This is a genomic window from Tropicimonas sp. IMCC34043, assembly GCF_003390845.1.
GTDB lineage: Bacteria > Pseudomonadota > Alphaproteobacteria > Rhodobacterales > Rhodobacteraceae > Tropicimonas.
The window spans coordinates 48,144-70,233 of the sequence record NZ_QMEK01000005.1; the positions used below are offsets into that span (position 1 = coordinate 48,144).

The following is a 22,090-nucleotide window of genomic DNA, read 5'->3' on the forward strand; positions in this document are numbered from 1 at the left end:
GCGTCTGGTTCCCCGGCCATCAGGCGGCCAGGGTAATCACGGTGTGGTATCCCAGCGCCTCGGTATCGCCCGAGGCCTGGGCCCGCAGCGCATTCAGCGCAAAGACCACCGGGTTGCGCGGGCTGGCCCAGAGCGCGACCTCGCGCGGCGAGTACCGCAGCAGGATCGCCCCCGACTCGTCCGGCGACTTGCCGGCGAAATAGGCCCCCGTCATCGGTCCCCAGAGCGTACGAAGACGCTCCGGGTTGTCGATCTGTACCAGCGGCCCCAGCAGGCTGAGGTGCACGTCCTCGGCATCGCTGACAATTGTCAGCCTTGCCTCGGCCCCCTGACCCACCGCCGCAACGAGGTCCGACATCCGGTCTGCGATATACCAAAGCTCGCCGGTGTCGCTGTCGAAGTGGTGGGCCATAGGCTGGGGATGCTGCCCGCTCCGGGGCACCCAGAGCATGCCGGCCTTCGTCGCAGAGAGCGTATCGAAGACCAGCGCCTGCGGTGCCTCGCGGGCGCGATCCAGATCAGGCATGGCTCAGACGCCCGCCATCCAGTCGTCGACCTCCTTGCGGGCCTCTTCCTTGGTCTTGCCGTATTTCTTCTGGATAAGACCTTCGACCTGTTCCCGGTCGCCCTTCGCCTGAGTCAGCTCGTCGTCGGTGAGCTTGCCCCAGCTTTCGATCGCGCGGCCCTTCATCTCTTTCCAGTTACCTTGGATTTGATCCCAGTTCATGGCGTTTCCTTTCATTGCTGAGGCCCCGCACCTTGCGGCGCCTTCGGGATCTGAACGCGGGTTTGCCAGGTTTGTTCCAACAGATTTCGACCGGCCCGGCGACGGAGCCCACGGTCTGACAACGCCGGCCTGTCCGGGCCGGATCGTGCCGGCGCGATTGCCCGGAACAATTGTCACGCCCGCGCGTAGTCGTGGCGGAACGGGCCTCTGGCCCTGCCCGGCGCGCGCGGGTCGACCACATTTTCCCTCGTTTCTCCACTGGTCGATCCCGCGCACGTCACATGACCGCCATGGGTCTTTTCGTGCTGAATGGCCCCCGTCGCGGGGAAGCGCGCGCCCCACAACCCACCTCCGGAATTGCCGATACCAGCTGCACAGCGGCCGCGCCGCGCTATGCCTTTTGCAACTCTGTTCGGGCGGACCGCGCAAAGGTCCAACTGGGGCCCGGCAGGGACAGGGTCGAAAAATCCGGGAACAATCCGTCGCCCGCCCCGTTTCCTTCCAAGAGCCTGCAAGGGCCAACCGCTAACGCTAACGCCTCAAACTGAAACCAACCGAAGGAGTCGAGCCATGCTTGGATGGGCCATAACCTTTCTCGTGATCGCCCTGATCGCAGCCCTCTTCGGCTTTGGCGGCATCGCCAGCGCATCGGCCGGGATCGCCCAGATCCTGTTCGTGATCTTCCTGGTGCTGTTCGTCGTGGCCATGGTTGCGCGTGCGCTGCGCGGCCGCACGCCGTGATCTGTCACAGGTAACTCTCTCACGACATCCGACGCGGCCGGTGCGAACACCGCAACGCGAAAGAGCCGATTTTCGGCAGGACGCCCGCGTCCGCCGGAATCTTGCGCCTTTCCCGCCCGTCCGCATCACAACCCTGGAAATCAAGGAGAATACTCATGTCCGACGTATTGAATGCCGCCCCCAAGGCAAAATCTGTCAAGACCGGCGTCCGGGATACCAAGAAGATCGGACAGGCACTGACCGATGTTCTGGCCGATACCTATGCGCTGGTCCTGAAGACCCACGCCTATCACTGGAATGTCGAGGGCCCGCTGTTCTATGGCATCCACCAGCTGACCGAGACGCAATATGGTGATCTGTTCGATGCCACCGATGTGCTTGCCGAACGGATCCGCGCGCTTGGCCTTCTGGCGCCGATGAACCTGTCGGCGATCATCGACGCGTCGGTGATCGAGGATCCGGCCAAGGCGCCGGGTGCCCGCGAGATGGCCGCCGACCTGGCCCGCGACCACGAGCGCGTCGCGTTCCGGCTGCACGCGCTGATCGAGCTTTCCGAGGCGGGCAAGGACATGGTGACAGCCGATCTGGCGACCTCCCGCGCCGCCTTCCACGAGAAAGCCGCCTGGATGCTGAACGCGATCTCGGCTTCGTGACGCCTGCGGGGGCGTTGCACCCCGCGGCGACCCCGATCGACAATGCCTGCCTCTGCTCCTCCGCCTTCGGGCGGGGGCTTTTTCATGGCGCATTGCAACCACGGATCGGGATCCGCTTGACCAAGGCGCCGGCCATCGGCCCTGATCGCGCAGGACCCGACTGCACCAAAACCAAATCGCACCAAAGGATCGTTTCATGACCCGCATTCTCGGCCTCTCCGGAAGCCTCCGCAAAGCCTCGTTCAACGCCGGCCTGCTGCGCGCAGCCGCTGAGCTGACGCCCGAGGGCGCGACATTGACCATCGCCAGCATCGCTGGCGTCCCGCTTTACAATGGTGACGACGAAGCGGCGAACGGCACGCCCGCCCCGGTGCAGGCGCTGCGCGACCAGCTTGCCGAAGCCGACGGGCTGCTGCTGGCCTCACCCGAATACAACAACGGCATCCCGGGCGTGTTCAAGAACGCCATCGACTGGATGGCCAGCGGCAAGGGCGCCGATGTTTTCGTGGGCAAGCCCGTCGCCGTGATCGGCGCCTCGCCCATGGCCTTCGGCACGGTGCTGGCGCAGGACCAGTGGCTGCCGGTGCTGCGCACGCTGAAAACGCGGCCCTGGTTCGAGGGACGGCTGATGGTGGGACGCGCGCGCGATCTGTTCGATGCCGAGGGCAATTTGACCGACGAGGCCACCCGCGACCGGCTGACAGCCTTCGTCGAGGGGTTTGTCGCGTCGATCTGATCGAGGCCGCCCGGTCGAGGACCCGGCGGCCGGATCGGGCCGGCCGCGCCCCCCCCTCGGGTCGGGCCTGACGTCAGTCTTTCGCGTCGCGCAGGGCAATCCAGTCGTGGTCGGGATGGTTCTGGAACCGCCAGGCCCGGCGCGGGCCGGCCATGACATTGAGGTAATACATGTCATAGCCATAGGGCGCGGCGCAGGGATGATGGCCGCGCGGCACCAGCACGACGTCGTGGTTCGATACACTCAACGTCTCGTCAAGGCTGCCATCCTCGGTAAAGACCCGCTGGTGGCCATAGCCCTGCGCCGGGTTGAGCCGGTGATAATAGGTCTCTTCCAGATAGGTCATGTTGGGAAAGTCGTCCTCGTCGTGGCGGTGCGGCGGATAGGACGACCAGTTGCCCTGCGGCGTGAAGACCTCGGTCACCAGCAGGCTGTCGGCAACGTCGAGTTCTTCCATCGCAATGGGGTGGATGAAGCGCGTGTTGGCCCCCTTGCCACGGGTCACGCGCGCGGGCTGCGGCAGCACACGGGCAGGGTGCAGACCCCGCCCCGGGGCGCTGCAGACCGCCAGCGTGCAGTCGGTGACCGCCTCGGCCGACCAGTCGGCGTCGTTCGGCACATAGACGCTGTGGGGCGCCAGCCCCTCGAAGACGTCCATCCGTTCGCCCTGCACCCCGAAATCCTCGCCCGCGGCCTTGATCGCGGCCTTGCCTTCGACCAGCACGAGGATCGCCTCGCGGTCGCCGGTGGCCTCGGACACGATCTCGCCCGCCGTCAGCCGATAGAGACCGAAGCCAACATAGGCCCAGTCGGGCGACAGCGGCCCACCGGCCACGGCAACGGTGATGTCGTGAACCTTGCCGGTTGTCCCCGAGGGCTTGCGCAGCAGTTCGTTCATGTCAGACCCACCTCCTTGGCAATCTCGCGCAGGGTTGCGAATCCAAGGCTTTGGAACGCAAAGGGCTCGTGGATTTCGGGATCCTGCTCGGCCTCGATCACGATCCAGCCGTCATAGCCTGCGTCCTTCAGGATCTGCAGGCAGGGGGTGAAATCGACGCCGCCGTCGGTATCGCCCGGCACGGTGAAGACGCCGGCGCGCACCCCGTCCATGAACGAAAGCCCCTGTTCGCGCACCTGCCGCATCACGTCGGGGCGGACGTTCTTGGCGTGGAAATGGCTGACCCTGTCGGCATGACGTCGCAACACCGGCGCCGGGTCCTCGCCGTTTGCGCCGAAATAGCAATGCCCGGTGTCGAACAGCAGCCGCGTCGCAGGACCGGTCGCCGCCATGAAGGCGTCGATTTCCGCGGGCGTTTCGACCACCGTTCCCATGTGGTGGTGATAGACCAGCGCGATGCCCTGGGCGGCGCAGAACGCGGCCAGCGCCTCGACCTTGGCGCCGAAATCCGTCATCGCCTCGGGGCTCAGCACCGGGCTTTGCGACAGCGGCACCTGCAGACCCTGGATCGAATTCGAGGTCTCGCAGACGATACAGACCTTGCAGTCGTTGTGGCGCAGCTTGTCGAGATGGGACTGGATTGCCGCCTGCTCGGCCTCGACAGGCTGGGTCAGCAGGTTCAGCGAATACCAGCCCGAGATGAACCGCAGGCCATAGCCACCCAGCAACTGTTTCAGTTCCTCGGGATCGTCAGGCCAGCGATGGCCGTTCTCGATCCCGTCAAAGCCGATGTCGGCGGCATCCTCGAGGATCTGTGCGGTCGGGATATGGGCGCCAAGGCTCTGGTCGTCGTCGTTTGCCCAGGCGATGGGGTTGGTTCCAAAAAGGATCATGGTGCTTCTCAGTTGAGGGCGCGGTCGCGGATCTGGCGTTCGTATTCGGCACGCGCGGCGGCGACCGCGTCGCGGGTCGAAACCTCGGGCACCGCCACGTCCCACCAGTGACCGCCATGGGGCGTCGAGGGATAGGGATCGGTGTCTATCACGATCACATAGGGGCCTCGGACCTCGGCGCGCCGTGCGAGCGCCTGTTCCAGTTCGGCAATCGTGCTGACGTGGACCGCGGTCGCGCCCATGCTGGCGGCGTGGGCGGCAAAGTCAATGTGGCTTGGGGTCTCATGGCGGGTGTGGTCGAGCAGATTGTTGAACTCTGCCCCGCCGGTCGCCATCTGCAGCCGGTTGATGCAGCCAAAGCCGCGGTTGTCGGTCAGGAGCACGGTCAGGTCGATCCCCAGCATCGCCGCTGTCGCCATTTCGGAATTGGCCATCATGTAGCTGCCGTCGCCCAGCATGCAGATCACGTCGCGGTCGGGTTCGGCCATCTTGATGCCGATGGCGCCGGCGATCTCGTACCCCATGCAGGAATAACCGTATTCCATGTGATAGGCCCCCGCCCTCGGCGCCTTCCACAGCTTGTGCAGCTCGCCCGGCATGGTGCCGGCGGCGCACATCACGACGGTGTCGGGGCCCGCAGCGCGCTGTGCGGCACCGATCACCTGGCTGTCGCTCGGCAGGGCGTTGTGTTCGCCCTCGGGTGCATCGGTCAGCGGATCGACCGCGGCGAACCAGTCGGCCTTCAGTCCCGGATCGGGGGGCGCGACGCGGTGGCCGCCCAGAACCGCGGTCAGTGCCTGAAGCCCCTCGCGCGCATCGGCCTGCAGCGGCATCGCGCCGTGTTTCATCGCGTCATGGGCTGCCACATTCAGGCTGATCAGACGCCGGACCGGGTTGCGGAACAGCGCCCACGAGCCGGTGGTGAAATCCTGAAACCGGGTGCCGACGCCCAGCACCAGATCGGCCTCGGCGCAGACGATATTGGCCGAACTCGCCCCCGTCACCCCGACGGGGCCGAGGTTCAGCGGATGATCCCACGGCAGCGCCGACTTGCCGGCCTGGCTTTCCACCACCGGAATGCCATGCGCCTCGGCAAAATCCTGCAGGTCCCGCGCCGCGTCGGAATAATGCACGCCGCCGCCGGCCACGATCACCGGGCGGGTTGCGGCACGGACCGCCTCGGCCACCCGCGCCAGCTCGCCCGCATCGGGGCGCACCCGGCGCCGGTGCCAGACCCGAGGCGCGAAGAAATCCACGGGCCAGTCATGCGCCTCGGCCTGCACGTCCTGGCAGAGCGCCAGCGTCACCGGCCCGCAATCGGCCGGGTCGGTCATGGTCGCAAAGGCTCGCGGCAGCGCGGACAGAAGCTGTTCGGGCCGCATGATCCGGTCGAAATAGCGGCTGACCGGCCGGAAGCAGTCGTTGACCGTCATCGTGCCGTCGCCGAAATCCTCGAGCTGCTGCAGCACCGGGTCGGGGCCGCGGCCGGCAAAGACATCGCCGGGCAGGAACAGCACGGGCAGGCGGTTGACATGGGCAAGGGCTGCCGCGGTGACCATATTGGTCGCCCCCGGCCCGATCGAGGAGGTCACGGCCATCGCCCGCCGCCGCCCCGATTGCTTGGCAAAGGCGATGGCCGCATGTGCCATGGTCTGTTCGTTCTGCCCCCGATAGGTCGGAAACTCATCGCCCGCGCCATGCAGCGCCTCACCCAGCCCCGCCACATTGCCATGGCCGAAGATCGCCCAGCAACCGGCCAGAAACGGCGCGCCGTCCTCGGTCATCTGGACGGAAAGATAGCGCACCAGCGCCTGCGCCATGGTCAGTCTGATCGTATTCATGCGTCGGCCTCCTCTCGTGCCCGCGCCTCGTCCCAGACGCGGCAGAGATCGGCGAAGATCGCCCGCATCTGTTCGACCGCGTCCGCGTCGGCCAGCTCGCCCGCCATCCAGCGGCGGGCGACATCGCCAAAGATCGTGCGGCCGACCGCGAAACCCTTGACCAGAGAATGCCGAGAGGCCAGCGCAAAACTTGCCGCCAGCGCTGCGCGCGACGCATCGAGCCCCAGAACGACGATGCCGCGGGTGTGCGGATCGTGCGCCTCGATGGCCGCACAAGCCGCCGTCCAGGCCGCATCGCTGTCGAAAGGTTCAAGCTTCCACCAGTCCGGATAAATGCCCGCGGCATAGACCCGTTCGACGATCGTTGCCGTTGTGGCATCGTTCACCGGGCCGACTTTCGAAGGAATGACCTCGAGCAGGAATTCGAGCCGGTTGCGCCGGCTGGCGGCAAACAGCCGTTGCAGCGTGGCAAGCTGTTCCTGCCACAGCGTGTCGGGGTCGTCGGGATGGCAGAAACACAGGCATTTCACGACATGCTCGGCCGGCCATTCCTGCAACCCGCCCAGATCGGGGCCAAGTTCGGGTTCGAGCGTCAGCGGTCGCGACCCCGGCCATTCGACCGGCCGGCCGATCCACAACCCCTGCCCCGCCGACCGCCACAGCGCCTCGCGTCCGAACCGGCTGTCGCAAAGCAGGCCAAAGCCGGGGCGACCGCCTGCCACCGCCAGCGCGGCATCGAGGCAAAGCTGTTTGAAGGCGCCGATCTTCTGCGGCGTCGCGCCGGGAACATCCTCGAACTGAGCCCGGTGGTCGAAGGCAAAGACTTTCATGCTGGACCATGTGCCCTTGCGGTTCGTCGACCAGTGGATCTGTTCAAGTGCTGCATCGTTGCGCAGATCGGGCCGGACAGTCCCCCGTTTGAGGAAGAACTGCAGTTCCTCCCACGAGGGATAGGACGGCGTGCAGCCATGGCGGCTGACCGCAAAGGCGCCGCAGGCATTGGCATAGGTCAGCGCGGTCGTCCAATCCTCGTCGTCGAGCCAGCCCTTCAGCAGCCCGCCCATGAAGCCGTCGCCCGCGCCAAGCACGTTGAACACCTCGATCGGAAACCCCGGGCCGCTTTCGCCGTCGTCAAGGCTATCGGGGATCGGTCCCGAAAACGCCGTGGCGCCCATCGGCCCGCGTTTGCAGACGAGCGTCGCGTCAGACACCGCCCGCACTGCCCGCAGCGCCGCAATCGTATCGGTCGTGCCGCCCGCGATATGGAACTCCTCCTCGGTGCCGACGATCAGATCGAACAGATGCAGCGTCGATTGCAGTTTCGCCGTCACGGCCCCCGAGGCGATGAAGCGCGCCTCGCCCGCGCCGTGGCCCGCAAGCCCCCAGAGGTTCGGCCGATAGTCGATGTCGAGCGCGGTGCGAAGCCCGCCCTCGCGCGCCAGCCGCAGCGCCTTCAGCGTCGCCGCCTCGACCTGCGGGTGGCTCAGATGCGTGCCCGAGGCCACAACCGCGCGCGCCTCGGCGATGAAGGCGGGGTCGATGTCGTCCTCGCAGAGGCCCATGTCGGCGCAGTTGTCGCGATAGAAGATCAGCGGGAACTGCGACTGGTCGCGGATCCCCAGCAGAACCAGCGCGGTCAGCCGCTCGGGGTCGGTGATGACGCCGCGGGTATCGACACCCTCGCGCGCCAGTTGTTCGCGGATGAACCGGCCCATGTGTTCGTCGCCAACCCGGGTGATGACGGCCGTCCGCAACCCCAGCCGGGCGGCGCCGGCGGCGGTATTGGTGGGCGATCCCCCGATGTATTTGTCGAAGGACCGCATGTCCTCCAGCCGCCCGCCGACCTGCCCGCCATAGAGGTCGACGGAAGACCGGCCGATCGTGATCACATCAAGCGTCTTCATACCGTGCCCCCAAGGCTGCCCTCAAGCTCGACCAGCTCCTGGCCACCTGCCATCATGTCCTGCAACTCCTCGGGGCTGATCTGGCCGCGCTGTGCCGTGCCAAGCGTCCGGCCCCGGTTCAGCACCGTGAACCGGTCCCCCACCGCCATCGCATGGCGCACGTTATGGGTGATGAAGACGATGCCGATCCCCTTCTTGCGGACCTTGTCGATGGTGGACAGCACGTTGGCGGTCTGGCGCACACCGAGCGCCGAGGTCGGTTCGTCGAGGATCAGCACCTTGGCCCCGAAGTGCACCGCGCGGGCAATGGCGACGGTCTGCCGCTCGCCCCCCGACAGGGTGCCGACCGCCTGCGAGGGCTCGCGCAGGTTGATGCCCATCCGGCGCATCTCGTCCATCGTGATCCGGGACGCGGCCTTGAGATCGAAAAACCGGAACGGCCCCACCTTCTTCTCGGGCTCGCGACCCATGAAGAAATTGCGCGTCACGCTCATCAGCGGGATCATCGCAAGGTCCTGATAGACGGTGGCGATCCCGGCCTCCATCGCGTCGCGCGGACTGTCGAAATTCATCCGCTTGCCTTCGAACAGGATCTCGCCCGCGGTCGGCTTGTGCACCCCCGACATGGTCTTGATGAAGGTCGACTTGCCGGCGCCGTTGTCACCCAGCAGGCAATGGCATTCGCCCGGGCGGACATCGAAACTGACCCCGTTCAGCGCGATCACCGGACCGAAGTGCTTCTTGATGCCGCGCATCTCGATGATCGGGTCATGGTCATAGACGGCCATCAGCGTTCTCCCGTGATCATGCGGCGGATATAGGTGTTCAGGATGACGGCAAGGATCAGGATCGAGCCGAGGAAGACCCGGAACAACGAGCTTTCCGCGCCCGAGAAGAACAGCCCCTGCTGCACCACCCCGAAGATCAACGCGCCAAGCGCCGCGCCGATCACCGAGCCATAGCCGCCGGTCAGCAGTGCACCGCCAATGACGACGCAGATGATCGCCTCGAATTCCTTCAGCAGCCCGCGGTCTGCGGCGGCCGAGCCGAACTCCATCACCTGGCAGGTGGCGAAGACACAGGCGCAGAACGCCGTGAACATGAACATCAGCACCTTCACCCGCGCCACCGGCACGCCGACATAGCGCGCCGCCTGCGCGTCGCCGCCCGAGGCGAAGATCCAGTTGCCGAACTTGGTGTGGGTCAGAAGGATGTGGCCGAAGACGATCAGACCGAGCGCCCAGACGATCAGCATCGGAATACCGTCGATCACCGGCTGGCCCTCGCGGGCGCCACGGCTGAAGGTCCCGACCACACCGATCTGTGCCAGCCAGACGAACAACCCCTTGAACACCACGCCGCCAAAGACCGGCGCCAGCCAGTCGCCCTGCGCGGCGTCCTTGACCCCGCCGATGATGGTCTGGCGCGTGGTCAGGATCGACAGCCAGATGGTCAGCCCGCGCAGGATATAAAGGAACGCGAGCGTGACGATGAAGCTTGGCAGCCCGGTCTTGATCACCAGAAACCCGTTGATCGCACCGATGCAGATACAGATTGCAAAGGCCACGAGGATCGCGGCCCAGGTGGGCCAGCCCCATTGCACCGACAGGATGGCGATGACGATGCCGGCAAACCCGATCATCGACCCGACCGACAGGTCGAACTCGCCTGCAATCATCAGCAGGCAGGCCCCGACCGCGATGACGGCAAATTGTGCCGACACCACGGTCCAGTTCATCACGCCCTGGGGCGCGAACATGCCGCTGTCGCCGGCAATCATTGCGAAGAAGGCGAAGACCAGGATGGCTCCGGCGATGGCACCCAGTTCCGGCCGGATCATGGCACGGCGAAGGGGCGAGACCTGCTTGATGCGCTCGTCCGTCATTGCATTCTCGATTTTCTCGGGGGAAAGGCAGGAAACGCGGGGGCGAGCAAGCCGCCCCCGGTCGGTGAAGGGATCAGCGGTAGGTGCCCGCCATTTCCTCGACCATGGCAATGTTGTCCTTGGTGATGAAACCCGGACCCGAGTTGACCGAATTGCTGGGGATCACGCCATAGCGGGACAGGTTGGTCAGGAACACGACCGGCAGATAGCCCTGCAGGAAGGGCTGCTGGTCGATCGCGAAGTTGATCGTGCCGGCCTTGATCGCCTCGGAGATAGCCGAGGACAGATCGAAGGTGCCAAAGAAGACTTCGCCCGAGAGGCCCAGATCGTCGAGCGCCATGATCGTCGGTTCGGCCGAGTTCGGGCCCAGCGTCAGGATGCCGTCGGTGTCGGGATTCGCCGTCAGATAGGCCTTCACCTTGTTCAGCACCTCGGTCGGATCCATGCCGGAATCGATCATGTGATTGCCAAGCTCGACCCCGATGGCATCGGCAAAGCCCTGGCAGCGTTCAACCGAGGCCGGATTGGTGATGTAGTGGTTCACGCAAAGGAAATCGGAGACGCCCGCGGCCTTGGCCTTCTCGCCGGCGCCAAAGCCGGCATCGTATTCGGGCTGACCCACATGCAGCAAGGCGCCAAGCGCCTTCGACTGCTCGATCGTGCCAGAGTTGACGGTGATGACCGGAATACCCTGATCGACCGCCGAGCGGATCGGACCTTCGAGCACGTTGTAGTCGGCGATGGTCACGATGATGCCGTCGGCGTTCGAGGCGGTTGCCTGTTCGACGATGCGCGCCATGTCGGCCAGATCGCCGGTCGGCGGGTTGCGGTAATCGACCGTCACCTGCATCTGGTCGGCGGCAATTGCCAGCGCGTTCTTGATGGTGTTCCACCAGCTGTCGCTGTCGGGGGCATGGCTGATGAACACATAATGCTCATCCTGGGCCATCGCCGGCGCCACAAGGCCGGAAACGGCAAACGCGGCCGCCGCGATGGCAGTCAGGGTCTTCTTCATCGGTATCCTCCCAGATCCTTATTGGCGGGCCCGGAAGAAACCGAAGCCCCGCGTCACGACGGAAGCGGATTCGCTCCGCCCCGATATTTGGAATATTAATTCCATTCAAACAGATTTCAACATGAAAAATTCTATACCGCAGCGCGGCGCGTTCCGATCGCGACCGCAAGGGCCGTGGCAAGCGACAGTGTTGCCGACAACGACCGGAAGGCCCCGACGTCGATCTCGGACACCGACAATGCGATAACCCCCGGCAGCCGCAGCGGGCTGGTGCCAAAATCGGTGATCGCTATGACCGAAAGACCGCGGTCGATCGCCTCCTGGCTCATCGCGATGGTCTCGGTGCTGTAGGGCGAAAAGGTGATGGCGATCACCACGTCGCCCTGCCGCATCGCATGGCGATGGTCGAGGTTGCCCGTACCGTCGTGCAAGATCGCCGGGATCTCCATTTTCTCGAAGGCATAGGCCAGATAGCTTGCAACCGAAAACGCCCGCCGGAAGCCGACGATATGAATCAACGGCGCCTCGGACAACACCGACACCGCCTCGTCCAGTGCCCGCGGATCGACAGAGTTTACAAGTAATTCAAGTGATTTGTGACCGACATCGACAAATTCTGCCAGCAAGGACGCGGGACTGCCGGCACCGCGGCGGCGCAGGTTGTCAAGCCGCGTGGCATAGTCGGGCAACCGCGGCGAGAAGGCATCGCGAAACAGCCGCTGCATTTCGGAATAGCCGGAAAAGCCCAGAAGCTGGCAGAACCGCATCATTGCCGATGGCGGCACGCCCGCAGCCTCGGCGATCTGGGCCACGGTCGACACCGCGATCCTGTCGGAATGGGCGGAAAGGTATTCTGCGCACTGCCGCATACGCTTCGGCAGGTCGCCCGAGATCTCGTTCAGGCGATGCTCAAAGCCCTCGACAGTATCGGGTGCAACGATGATTCTGGTCATGAGCTTTCCTGCGCAGCGGGACACCGATCGGGCCGGCACAGAATGCCGTTGCACAAATCTAGCCTGAATGGAATAAATCTTCCAACCAAAAACGAACACGCGATTCGCAAGGGGAGGAGCCCATGGGACGCACATTCGGCATCGGTCTGATCGGGACCGGTTTCATGGGCAAGGCTCATGCGCTGGCCTGGCGCAACGTCGCGGCGGTCATGGGCGATGTGGCGCCGGTGCGGCTGGAGATGCTTTGCGACACGCCGGCGGAGGCCGCCACCGAAAAGGCGCATCAGTTCGGCTTTGCCCGCGCGACCGCGGACTGGCAGGCGCTGGTGGCCGATCCCGCGGTCGACATCGTCTCGATCACCACGCCGAACCGGCTGCACCGCGAGATGGCGCGGGCGGCACTTGCCGCCGGCAAGCATGTCTGGTGCGAAAAGCCCATGGCGCTGACGCTCGCCGAGGCCGAGGACATGGCGCGGGCGGCCGAGGCGGCGGGGGTTCGCACCATCGTTGGCTACAATTACCTGCGCAATCCCGCCTTCACCCATGCCGGGCGCCTGATTTCTGACGGCGCAATCGGCCGGCCGGTGCATTTCCGCGGCTGGGTCGACGAGGATTATCAGGCCGACCCCGAAACACCATGGACCTGGCGTGCCCGGATCGATGAGGCGGGCCTTGGTGCGCTTGGCGACATCGGCTGCCACCTCTTGTCGATGACCTGCGCGTTGATGGGCCCGATCGAAAGCCTCGTGGCCGACATGCAGACGGTGCACCAGACCCGGCCCCTGCCCGATGGGCCGGGCCGCGGCCCGGTCGAGAACGAGGATGTCGCCACAGCGCTGCTGCGCTTTGCCTCGGGCGTGCACGGCTCGATCAGCGCCTCGCGCACCGCCTGGGGCCGGAAAAGCCGGCTTGCCTGGGAAGTGCACGGCACAGAGGGCATGATCTGCTTCGATCAGGAGCGGATGAATGAACTGCAGCTGTTCCAGAACCGCGGGCCGAAAGCCGAACAGGGGTTCAAGACCATCCTGACCGGCCCCGAACATCCGCCCTATGGCGCCTTCTGCCCGGCCGCGGGGCATCAGCTCGGCTTCAACGACCTGAAGGTGATCGAGGCCGCGGATTTCCTGCGCGCCATTGCCGAGGATCGCCGGGCCTACCCCGATTTTGCCGACGCGCTGGTCCTTGAAACCCTGATCCACGCCATTGCGCATTCCGCCCGTACCGGCGCGCGCGTGACCCTTTGAAGGAGATCTCCATGACTGCCTCTGTCGCCCTGCTCGGTGCCGGCCGGATCGGCCGCGTCCATGCCAAGGCCGTGACCGCACAGCCCGACGCCCGCCTGATCGCTGTGGCCGATGCGGTCGACAGCGCCGCACAGGCCGTAGCCGACGCCTATGGCTGCGAGGTCCGCAGCATCGACCAGATCGCTGTCGCCGCGGATGTGGATGCAGTGATCATCTGCACGCCGACCGACACCCATGCCGACCTGATCGAGCAGTTCGCCCACGCCGGAAAGGCGATCTTCTGCGAAAAGCCCGTGCATCTTGATGCGTCCCGGGTCCGCGCCTGTCTGAAGACGGTCGAGGACACTGCAACACCGCTGATGCTCGGGTTCAACCGCCGTTTCGACCCGCATTTCCGTGCCCTGAAGGCGGCGATCGACGATGGCAGCATCGGCGCGGTCGAACAGGTGGTGCTGACCTCGCGCGATCCCGGCCTGCCGCCGATGTCCTATATCGACGTCTCGGGCGGGATCTTTCGCGACATGATGATCCACGATTTCGACATGGCGCTGTTCCTGCTGGGTGAACCGATCCGCACCGTCGCCGCCAGCGCCGGGACGCTGGTCGAGCCCGAGTTGCGCGCCCACAACGATTTCGACACCGCGACGGTCCTGCTGACCAGCGTCTCGGGCAAGCAGGTCACGATCCTGAACTCGCGCCGCGCGACCTATGGCTATGACCAGCGCATCGAGGTGCATGGATCGAAGGGCATGGTCAGCGCCGAGAACATGCGCCTCGCAAATATCGAGATCGCGAATGGTACCGGCTTTACCCGCCCGCCGCTGCTCGATTTCTTCATGACCCGCTATACCGAGGCCTATGCTGCCGAGATCGCGGCCTTCCTTGCCGCGCTCGCCTCGGGCGGGGCGATGCCGACGACCGGGCAGGACGGGCTGAACGCGCTGCTGCTCGCCGACGCAGCCCTTCAGGCCGCAACCAGCGGACAGGTCGTTACCCTGGCCTGAGCCCCGCGCAGACCCGGTCGGGCCCCTGCCCGGCCGGTCACTTGCGGGTCATCACCTCGATCCCGTCCCAGGTTGCCGACAACCCGCCATCGGCCAGTTCGACGCAGCGCGCCGCCATCCGGCGGCCCACGACATCGTCGGGATTCTGCTGGACAACCTGCGAAAACGTGTTGGTCGCGACCGTCAGATCGCCTGCCTGCAACCGTCGCACCCCGTGTTCGAACAGCTCGCGCGTGGCGAGCTTCAACTCCTGCACTTTGGTGCTTTCCCAGGCAAAAATCTCGAACACGTCGACGGGGTGCTGCTTGCCCAGCACGCGCACAGTCCCGAGCCGGCGATGCGGGAAGCGCTCGGGGTCGGGCAGGCCGATAATCGTCTGTTCCGAGGCCGCGATGCCGATCCCGAACTGGGCGGTCAGCCCCTCGAGCCGTGCGGTCAGGTTCACCGTGTCCGAGACCACGTTGCTGGTGCGGCGGAATTCGTCGCCAAGAACCCCGACGATCAGATCGCCGCGGTGCAACCCGATCCCGGTCCCGATCGGCCGCCGCCCCGATGCGTGCCGGTCGAGATTGAACCGCCTCAGTTCGCGCTGGATCTCGACTGCCGAATGGACCGCATCCTCGGCGCTGCCGGGAAACAGCGCCATCATGCCGTCGCCCAGATACTGGCTGACGACGCCGCCGCTGTTCTGCACGATCGGCCCCATGCGCGAGAAATAGGCGCTGAGAAACTCGAAGCTCTCCGGGGCCGTCAGCTCCTCGGCCAGCGTCGTGAAACCGCGGATGTCGGTGAACATGACCGTCATGGTACGCGCCACGTTGTCGCCAAGCGCAATGTCGAGAATGGACTGGCGGTCGAGGAATTTCAGGAACTCGTTCGGCACAAAGCGCTCGTAGGCGGTCGAGATCCGCGCCAGGTCGATATGGGTCCGCATCCGCGCCGACAGCTCGTCGCGCGAAAACGGCTTGGTCAGATAATCGGTGGCACCTGCATCGAACCCCGCCCGCAGATCCTCGACCTGGTTCTTGGCGGTCAGAAGGATAACCGGCAGACGCGCGGCCGGGTGGGTCCGACGGATCGTCCGGCAGACCTCGTAACCCGACATGCGCGGCATCATCACATCGAGGATAACAATGTCGGGTTCATAGCCTTCCGACAGGATCCTGAGCGATTCCTCGCCGTTCCTGGCCTGGACGACCCCGAAGGATTCAAGCTGCATGAAGTTCTGCAGCACCTGCAGGTTCACCAGATCGTCGTCGACGACGAGCGCGCGATACTGGGTTGCGCCACCCTTCGGCTGGGCCCAGGGACCGCGGCCGGAAAGTGGCAGGCTGACGATTCCGGCGGCATCGAACAGCTCCGGTTCCTGCACGACGGGCAGCAATGGCGTCGGCGCCGGCGTGCGCAGCCGCGCGACCGTCGGGCCGGCACGCAGGGCCTTGCTGTCGCTGGTAGCGGGCAGCGAGAAGGTAAAGCGCGCGCCCTGCCCCGGCACAGAGCGGACCGAGATCTTGCTGCCGTGCAGTTCGACCAGACTGCGGGTGATGGCAAGCCCCAGCCCGACGCCGCCATGGAGCCTCTGGGTCGAGGCATCGGCCTGCTCGAAGCTGCGAAAGATCCGCTCGTGAGCCTCCAGCGGGATCCCTTCGCCGTCGTCGACGACGCTGATCGCGACCTGCCCGGTCCCGGCCTCGGCTTCGGCCTCGACCCGCACGGTGCCGCCGGCGGCGAACTTGCTGGCGTTGTCGACGAGGTTCAGCAGGATCTGCTGCAGCCGGTCCTCGTCGGCCAGCACCAGCGCATTCTCCTTTGGAACCGCGTTGACCAGTTTTGCAGGCTCGGCCATGTCGCGCGCGGCAATCAGCGACAATACAACCTCGACCAGCGCGTGCAGATCGACCGGCCGCACCTCAAGCTCGAACTCGCCGTCGCGCAGCCGCGAGAAATCGAGGATGTCATTCACCAATCCCGAAAGCCGCTTTGCCGACCCCGCGATCAGATCGAGCGTCTGTGACGCCGCCCCCGAAAGCGGGCCCGCCGCCCCGTCGATCATCGATTCCGCCAGACCGATGATGCCGTTCAGCGGCGTGCGCAACTCGTGGCTGGTGTTGGCAAGGAATTCGTCCTTCAGCCGGTTGATCCGAACCAGTTCGCCACTCGCCCGCTTCTGGGTTTCGAGCGCTTCCTGCTGGCGGGCAAACAGCATCGCGTTGCTGAGCGAGACCGCCGCAAGGCTGACGATGGTCGCCACGATCTCGCCCCGTCCTTGCGTGAAGACGCCCCGTGCGAGCGAGTTCTCGAGGTAAAGCACCGCCTTCAAGGAACCGGAGCTGGCGACCGGCAGGCACATCACCGATTTCAGCCCCTTGTTGCGAACGTATTTCAGCGCGTCGAACCGGTGATCCCGCAGGGCATCGGCCGTGATCTCGGTCGCCGAGGTCGCCGCAACCCGGGTCACGATCTCGACCGGATATTCCATCGGATCGAGGGTCTCGAGAGCCAGGAAATCGGGGTGAACCTGTACTTCGGTTTCCGAGCCGACGATCCGCGCCTCGGCCGCCAGCCGCAGCGCGTTCTCCTGTGCAAGATACAGCGCCCCGGAATCGGCGCCGGCGTTTTCCATCGCAATGTGCAAAAGCCGTTCCAGCAGCGTGTCGAGATCGGAAATCTCAAGGATCGCCTGGCTGGCCTTGATGATTGTCGACAGGTCGAGTCCGTCGGCGGACCGGCTAGGCAGCGCGACGGCGGAATCGGCAAAGAGCGTCCGATGGCTTGCGGCGAGCTGGCGCTGCTTTGCAACCGCGCCCCAGTGGCCATAGGCGGCATGGGCGCGCAGGATCAGCCGGTCGCGCGCATCGGCATCCCCCAGCGCCTCGGCCGCGGCCGCCCCGCATTCGGCGGCGATCCCGGCATAGCTCCAGATCCGGTCCGACTCGGCCAGCCGGCAGGCCCGTTCGATCAGGTGCAGCGCGTCCTCGTATCTGCCCCGGACGCGGGCGATCTCGCCCGACAGAAGGATGTGCTGGAATCCGTGGTTCACCGGGAACTTGGTGGCCAGACGCCTCAGCGTCCTGAGGTGCCGGCGGATCCGCGCCCGGCGCCGGCGCCGCGACAGCGGCACCGCCGACAATGGCGCGCGGGTCAGGCTGAGACCCGACAACAGGTGATAGTCGACGAATTCCGGGCCGAGTGTGGTGAAGCCCTCCTCGGCCCGCATCCCCTGATACAGATCGTCCAGCACCGCCCAATCGCCAAAGATATGGGTCATCAGCATCTGGGTGGTCAGGAAACTTCCCAGCGACGCCTCGCCCTGCATCCTCGCCTGCAGCGCGCTGTCGCTCTGCTGCCACATCGTCGCCGAGGCAGGGCCGGTCAAGCGTTCGACCGCACGGCGATAGATAGCGCAGATCGAATCCAGCACCTCGTGGTGCAGACGCTTTTGATAGCGTTCGATGTCGTCCAGCTGATCGACCAGTTCGTTCAGCGGAACGCACATGATCCAGGAATATTTCAGGATGCCGTAATAGAAGTACCCGACATATTCCAGTTCGGCCGCGTTCCAGCTGTTGCCGACCCCCTCGCGCATCAGCTCGCGCAACTCGCCGTATTTGCGGAAATGCCAGGCGATCACCATCGAGAAGGTATAGTAGAGCCGCCCGCGCACCTGGGCGCTGATCCCGCGCGTTTCGAGCAGCGGAAACAGGTTGGTGCCGATCCTGTGCGCCCGCTCGGCCGAGCCGAAGGCCAGGTAGATGACGATGGCATAGTTCTGGATCGAGGCGAGCCCCGCGCTCGTCAGCCCGTCGTGGAGCGTGATGCGGAACATCCGCAGCGCGATCAGCACGAACAGGTCCTTGCTTTGCAGGAATGCCGGGGTCGAGACGATCATCAGCATCCCGATCAGCTGCTCGGAGGCCGCGTTGTCCATCGTCGGCAGGGTCGAGAAATCGAAGACATCGTGGCGCCGGACCTCGATCTGGGTCAGCGCGAGCTGTTTGGCAATCTTCGGCCCATAGGGCTTCGACAGATCGACCCCCAACAGCTTCAGCCCCTTGATGCCATAGTCGAGCGCCTGCGGATACTGCGAGCGGAAGGTGAACAGCCCGACCAGGATCTGATAGACCATGGCCCTGTCGCGGTCTGTCGGCAGGCGGGCAATCAGGGTCTCGAAATGCGGCCTCGCGACCTCGAAGCCCGACAGCAGGAACTCGGTCTCCATGATTTCCAGCTCGAGCGCGCGGGCAACCTCGGGCTCGGTGTCCCAGTCGATCCCGGCAAGCTCGGGCGGAAGGTTCGAGACAGCGGTCAGATAACGCTGCGCGATGTCATAGGCCGCCACCCCCTTGGCACGCCGCGCAGCCGCCAGACTGCAGCGCGTCAGATGCCGGCCAAGCGACGGTTCGGTCAAAAGCTCGATCCCGGCAGCGAACTGGTCGAGCGCCAGAAACAGCCGGTCGTCGATGTCGGGGTTGGCGATGTCGCGCAGCAGGTGGGCGCCGATCCGATAATGCAGCCGCTTGCGTTCGCCCTCGTCGATCAGCTGATAGGCGGACTCGCGCACCACATCGTGGCTGAAGCTCCACTGATCGGAATTGTCGGCGGCGCCGCGCACGACGAATCCCTCGCGCGCGGCCTCGGTCAGGACAGGCTCAAGCTCCTTGCCCGGCCGCTCCATCAAGATCCCCAAGGACTGGACCGAGAAGGTCGTGCCAAGGACGGCGGCATGGGGAAGTGTGCGCAATGCACCGACCGAAAGCCGTTCGAACCGGTCGGTCATCAGCGCGGCGACGTCGGCATCGACCAGCCGCCGCGACACCGCATCGAGCGCCCATCGCCAGCGCGCCGCCTCGACATCGAAGCGGATCGCCCCCTCGTCCTGAAGCGCGATCACCAGGCGGCGCAGGTGGAAGGCGTTGCCCTGGGTCTTGGCATGGACCGCCTCAGCCAGACCACGGACCGCGTCGCCCGGAAGGTGCAGCGCATCGGCAAGCATCGCCGAGGTGTCTTCGACCTTCAGCTGTGCAACATCGAGAAGGCAGGTCGGCACCCGGGATTCCTCCAGCGCCGCGATCAGACGACTGACCCGGTGGGTCAGCCCGACCTCGTTGTCGCGATAGGCCCCGAGGACGATCAGGTTTTCAAGCGGCGCGCTGACCAGCACGTCCTCCAGAAGGTCGATCGAGCCCGTATCGGCCCATTGCAGATCGTCGAGGAACAGAACCACCGGCTCGCTCTGGCTCGACAACAGCTCGAAGAAGCCCTGAATAGCGATCCGGAACCGCTGGTTACGCTCCATCGGGTCCTGCACCGGCGGGGCCGACAGCTCGCCGACCAGCGGCTTCAGTTCGGGCAGGAAGTCCGCGACCACGGCGAGGTTCTCGCCCAGCCTTTCGCGCAGTTCGCCAAGGAACTTCTCCAGCTCGATGGCGCCGCGTCCGATCCGGGTCAGGACGAATTCGCGCAGCGCGTCGAGAAGGGCAAGATAGGGCAGCCGCTGAAGCTCGTCGTACTTGCCCGACAGGAACGTCGCCTGGTGCGAGGCGGTCGCGAGCTCGCGCAGATGCTCGGCCAGCGCCGATTTGCCGGCCCCGCTGCGCCCGCGCAGCATCACCACCTCGGCCTTGCCGGAAAGCCCGCGCGCGAAGACCGCGGTCGCGGTCGCGATCTGGGCTTCGCGGCCATAGATCCGGTCGGGGATCCGGAAGGCTGCCAGCGCATCCTTCTGGCCCAGCTCGAACCCCGGGATCTCGCGGTCGACGCGATAGGCGGCCTCGCAGTTGTGAAGGTCCGCCCAGAGCCCATAGGCGGTCTGATAGCGGTCCTCGGGTGCCTTTTCGAGCAGCTTGCGAACGATCGCGGCCAGTGGCGGCGGCAGGTCCGGGCGCATCCGGGCAAGATCGGGGGGGGCTGCGGCCAGGTGCATGTGCACCAGTTCCATTCGGTCGATGGCCTGAAACGGCGGCCGGCCGGCCAGCATCTCGTGGAACACCACCCCAAGCGCATAGAGATCGGCGCGCAGATCGACCACATTCGCGGTGCGCCCGCTTTGTTCGGGCGCGCAATAGGACAGGTCGGCCAGTTCCAGCCCGTCGGCATCGCCCTGCCGCACCGCCGGCCGCGCCAGACAATCGGGATGCAGCGCCAGCTGCAGGCGCCGGGTTTCGGGCTGGATTCGGAAGGCCGCGGGAGAGATATGGCCGTGCATCATGCCAAGCGCGTGGACCGCCTGCACCGCATTGGCCATCTGCACCGAGATCTCCAGAAAGTGGTCAACGCGCACCGGGCCGGGCTGCACCAGTCGCCCGAGGTCGATCCCCACCGGCTGTTGCATGAACAGGCTCGCCGCGTCGGCATCGACCTCGAATGCCAGTGGCCGGACAATCAGCCCCGGCAGATCGCCGAGCACCTGTTTCAGCCGCGTGGCCCCCCGCGCCGCCTGTTCGGGCGTGACGGTGCGGCCATACCACACCAGCGCGGGCGTGTCGGCGAATCCGGCGTCGGCAGTAATGGGCCCGCGAACCCCGTCGCGTCGTCCCGATTGAACGGTCATGTTTCAGCCCGGTTTGTGGCGTTCAGTGCCGCATTGTCCCGGCGGCCGCGAAATTCGGAGTCGCAACCAGCGAGAAATAGGCCTTTGCAATATCCGGGCCAACGCCGTCGCGAGCAACAGCCAGTTTCACATGGTTCAACCCGAAATCGAGCAGGGTCGGGAATGTCGCCCCATCCAGTTCCCCGATCGTGCGGCGGGGCGCAAGCTGGCCGAGTGCCGCGGCCTTGGCGGGCGAGGCCATTCCTGCGCCGGCAAGACCCGCGACGAGATCGGTCATCTCTCTGCGCGATACGGCCGGGATCTCGATCCCGAGGCCGGGAAGCAGCGCCTGCCCGAGATCGAGGTCGAGCCGCACCGGCCCATCCTGCGCCAGACTCGCCGCCGTGGCGGCAAGGCTGCGCGCGCGCGCGGCGGCACCGGGCCACGCGACCCTGTTCAGAAGGCTCGGGATGGCGGCCGCGGCCAGCCCTTCGATCACCAGCCGCAGCGAGGCAGGACCGCGCTCGTTCCGACCTGCCATGATGCCGATCTGGCGCAGATGCGCCCCGTCCGGCAATTGCGCAAGCAGACGCTCGAACGCGGCCTGCGGCATGTCGCGCCCCAGAGCCTCGGCCAGTCCTCGTGCCAGCGCAACCGTGCCATCGGCATCGACCGGCCCCGTGGCAGGCGCCACAAAAAAACTCGGCAGCCCGGCCGAACCGTCGCTATCGAGATCGAATTCCAGCCAGAGTACACCCGCGGCCGCCGGTGGCATGGCGCTGGCAGTCAAAAGGGATGCGGTCTGACCCAGCAGATCGGGCCGGGCCAGCGCCTGCTGGCGCATCCTTTCGATCCCGTGGCCGGGCAACAGCGCCACCGAATAATCGGCAGCGCCCGCCGGACCATCGAGCCGAAGCTCGAAGACATGCCCGGTGGCGGCATCGGGCAGCAGGGATGCAAACCGCGCCAGACCCCGCCCGCAAGCCGAAGACAAAAGCGCCGGACCAAGCGCCGCAATGGCCGCAGGGACGGCACGCGCCGGACAGATCATTGCCCGCTCACGCCGC

17 protein-coding genes are annotated in these 22,090 nt (G+C 65.8%); 5 read left to right on the plus strand and 12 right to left on the minus strand.

Translation table 11 applies throughout. The features are described from left to right. Window positions 1-19: 19 nt before the first annotated feature. Entirely contained in the window at window positions 20-526 is a 507-nt protein-coding gene (locus DQG17_RS16530; protein ID WP_116133984.1) for a pyridoxamine 5'-phosphate oxidase family protein, read from the minus strand. 3 nt (window positions 527-529) lie between these two features. Continuing rightward, window positions 530-727, minus strand: a complete 198-nt coding sequence (locus tag DQG17_RS16535) for a CsbD family protein (protein WP_116133985.1) — start codon at window positions 725-727, stop codon at window positions 530-532. A gap of 570 nt (window positions 728-1,297) precedes the next feature. Between DQG17_RS16535 and DQG17_RS16540 the strand changes: the two genes are divergently transcribed. The 3 genes from DQG17_RS16540 (at window position 1,298) to DQG17_RS16550 (ending at window position 2,857) form a co-directional block, all read left to right on the plus strand. Next, a complete protein-coding gene (locus tag DQG17_RS16540; protein ID WP_116133986.1) occupies window positions 1,298-1,468 on the plus strand; it encodes a DUF1328 domain-containing protein in 171 nt (56 codons plus the stop codon). Window positions 1,469-1,623: 155 nt separating this feature from the next. Beyond that, complete coding sequence (locus DQG17_RS16545) at window positions 1,624-2,121, plus strand: Dps family protein (RefSeq protein ID WP_116133987.1); 498 nt, start codon at window positions 1,624-1,626, stop codon at window positions 2,119-2,121. Window positions 2,122-2,317: 196 nt separating this feature from the next. Continuing rightward, the gene (locus DQG17_RS16550; protein WP_116133988.1) at window positions 2,318-2,857 is read left to right on the plus strand and encodes an NADPH-dependent FMN reductase; all 540 of its coding nucleotides are present in this window, start codon (window positions 2,318-2,320) and stop codon (window positions 2,855-2,857) included. A 73-nt stretch (window positions 2,858-2,930) separates the two neighbouring features. Here the strand turns inward: DQG17_RS16550 and iolB are convergent, their stop codons facing one another. The 8 genes from iolB to DQG17_RS16590 form a co-directional block, all read right to left on the minus strand. Next, window positions 2,931-3,755: a 5-deoxy-glucuronate isomerase gene (iolB, locus tag DQG17_RS16555; RefSeq protein WP_116133989.1), complete on the minus strand. Its 825-nt coding sequence runs from the start codon at window positions 3,753-3,755 to the stop codon at window positions 2,931-2,933. Beyond that, window positions 3,752-4,648 (minus strand): myo-inosose-2 dehydratase, encoded by an 897-nt coding sequence (gene iolE, locus DQG17_RS16560; protein WP_116133990.1) that lies wholly within the window; start codon window positions 4,646-4,648, stop codon window positions 3,752-3,754. Before iolE ends, iolB begins: the two co-directional genes overlap by 4 nt. A gap of 8 nt (window positions 4,649-4,656) precedes the next feature. Beyond that, window positions 4,657-6,489, minus strand: a complete 1,833-nt coding sequence (gene iolD / locus DQG17_RS16565) for a 3D-(3,5/4)-trihydroxycyclohexane-1,2-dione acylhydrolase (decyclizing) (protein ID WP_116133991.1) — start codon at window positions 6,487-6,489, stop codon at window positions 4,657-4,659. Then, window positions 6,486-8,393 (minus strand): 5-dehydro-2-deoxygluconokinase, encoded by a 1,908-nt coding sequence (gene iolC, locus DQG17_RS16570; protein WP_116133992.1) that lies wholly within the window; start codon window positions 8,391-8,393, stop codon window positions 6,486-6,488. The genes iolD and iolC overlap by 4 nt, the downstream gene beginning before the upstream one ends. Then, window positions 8,390-9,181 (minus strand): ATP-binding cassette domain-containing protein, encoded by a 792-nt coding sequence (locus DQG17_RS16575; protein ID WP_116133993.1) that lies wholly within the window; start codon window positions 9,179-9,181, stop codon window positions 8,390-8,392. The genes iolC and DQG17_RS16575 overlap by 4 nt, the downstream gene beginning before the upstream one ends. Beyond that, the gene (locus DQG17_RS16580) at window positions 9,181-10,278 is read right to left on the minus strand and encodes an ABC transporter permease (RefSeq protein WP_116133994.1); all 1,098 of its coding nucleotides are present in this window, start codon (window positions 10,276-10,278) and stop codon (window positions 9,181-9,183) included. The genes DQG17_RS16575 and DQG17_RS16580 overlap by 1 nt, the downstream gene beginning before the upstream one ends. 73 nt (window positions 10,279-10,351) lie before the next feature. Then, a complete protein-coding gene (locus DQG17_RS16585) occupies window positions 10,352-11,293 on the minus strand; it encodes a sugar ABC transporter substrate-binding protein (protein ID WP_116133995.1) in 942 nt (313 codons plus the stop codon). Window positions 11,294-11,424: 131 nt separating this feature from the next. Further along, window positions 11,425-12,246 carry a MurR/RpiR family transcriptional regulator gene (locus DQG17_RS16590; protein WP_116133996.1) on the minus strand — a complete coding sequence of 274 codons (822 nt, stop codon included), beginning with the start codon at window positions 12,244-12,246 and terminating at the stop codon, window positions 11,425-11,427. A gap of 122 nt (window positions 12,247-12,368) precedes the next feature. Here DQG17_RS16590 and DQG17_RS16595 point away from each other — a divergent pair, with 122 nt between their 5' ends. Further along, the gene (locus DQG17_RS16595; protein ID WP_116133997.1) at window positions 12,369-13,490 is read left to right on the plus strand and encodes a Gfo/Idh/MocA family protein; all 1,122 of its coding nucleotides are present in this window, start codon (window positions 12,369-12,371) and stop codon (window positions 13,488-13,490) included. An 11-nt stretch (window positions 13,491-13,501) separates the two neighbouring features. Continuing rightward, on the plus strand, window positions 13,502-14,494 hold the full coding sequence (gene iolG, locus DQG17_RS16600; protein WP_116133998.1) for an inositol 2-dehydrogenase: 993 nt from the start codon (window positions 13,502-13,504) through the stop codon (window positions 14,492-14,494). Window positions 14,495-14,531: 37 nt separating this feature from the next. Here iolG and DQG17_RS16605 read toward each other — a convergent pair whose 3' ends face one another. After that, entirely contained in the window at window positions 14,532-21,044 is a 6,513-nt protein-coding gene (locus DQG17_RS16605; RefSeq protein ID WP_116133999.1) for an ATP-binding protein, read from the minus strand. A 22-nt stretch (window positions 21,045-21,066) separates the two neighbouring features. Then, window positions 21,067-22,074 carry a hypothetical protein gene (locus tag DQG17_RS16610; protein WP_116134000.1) on the minus strand — a complete coding sequence of 336 codons (1,008 nt, stop codon included), beginning with the start codon at window positions 22,072-22,074 and terminating at the stop codon, window positions 21,067-21,069. Window positions 22,075-22,090 lie beyond the last annotated feature (16 nt).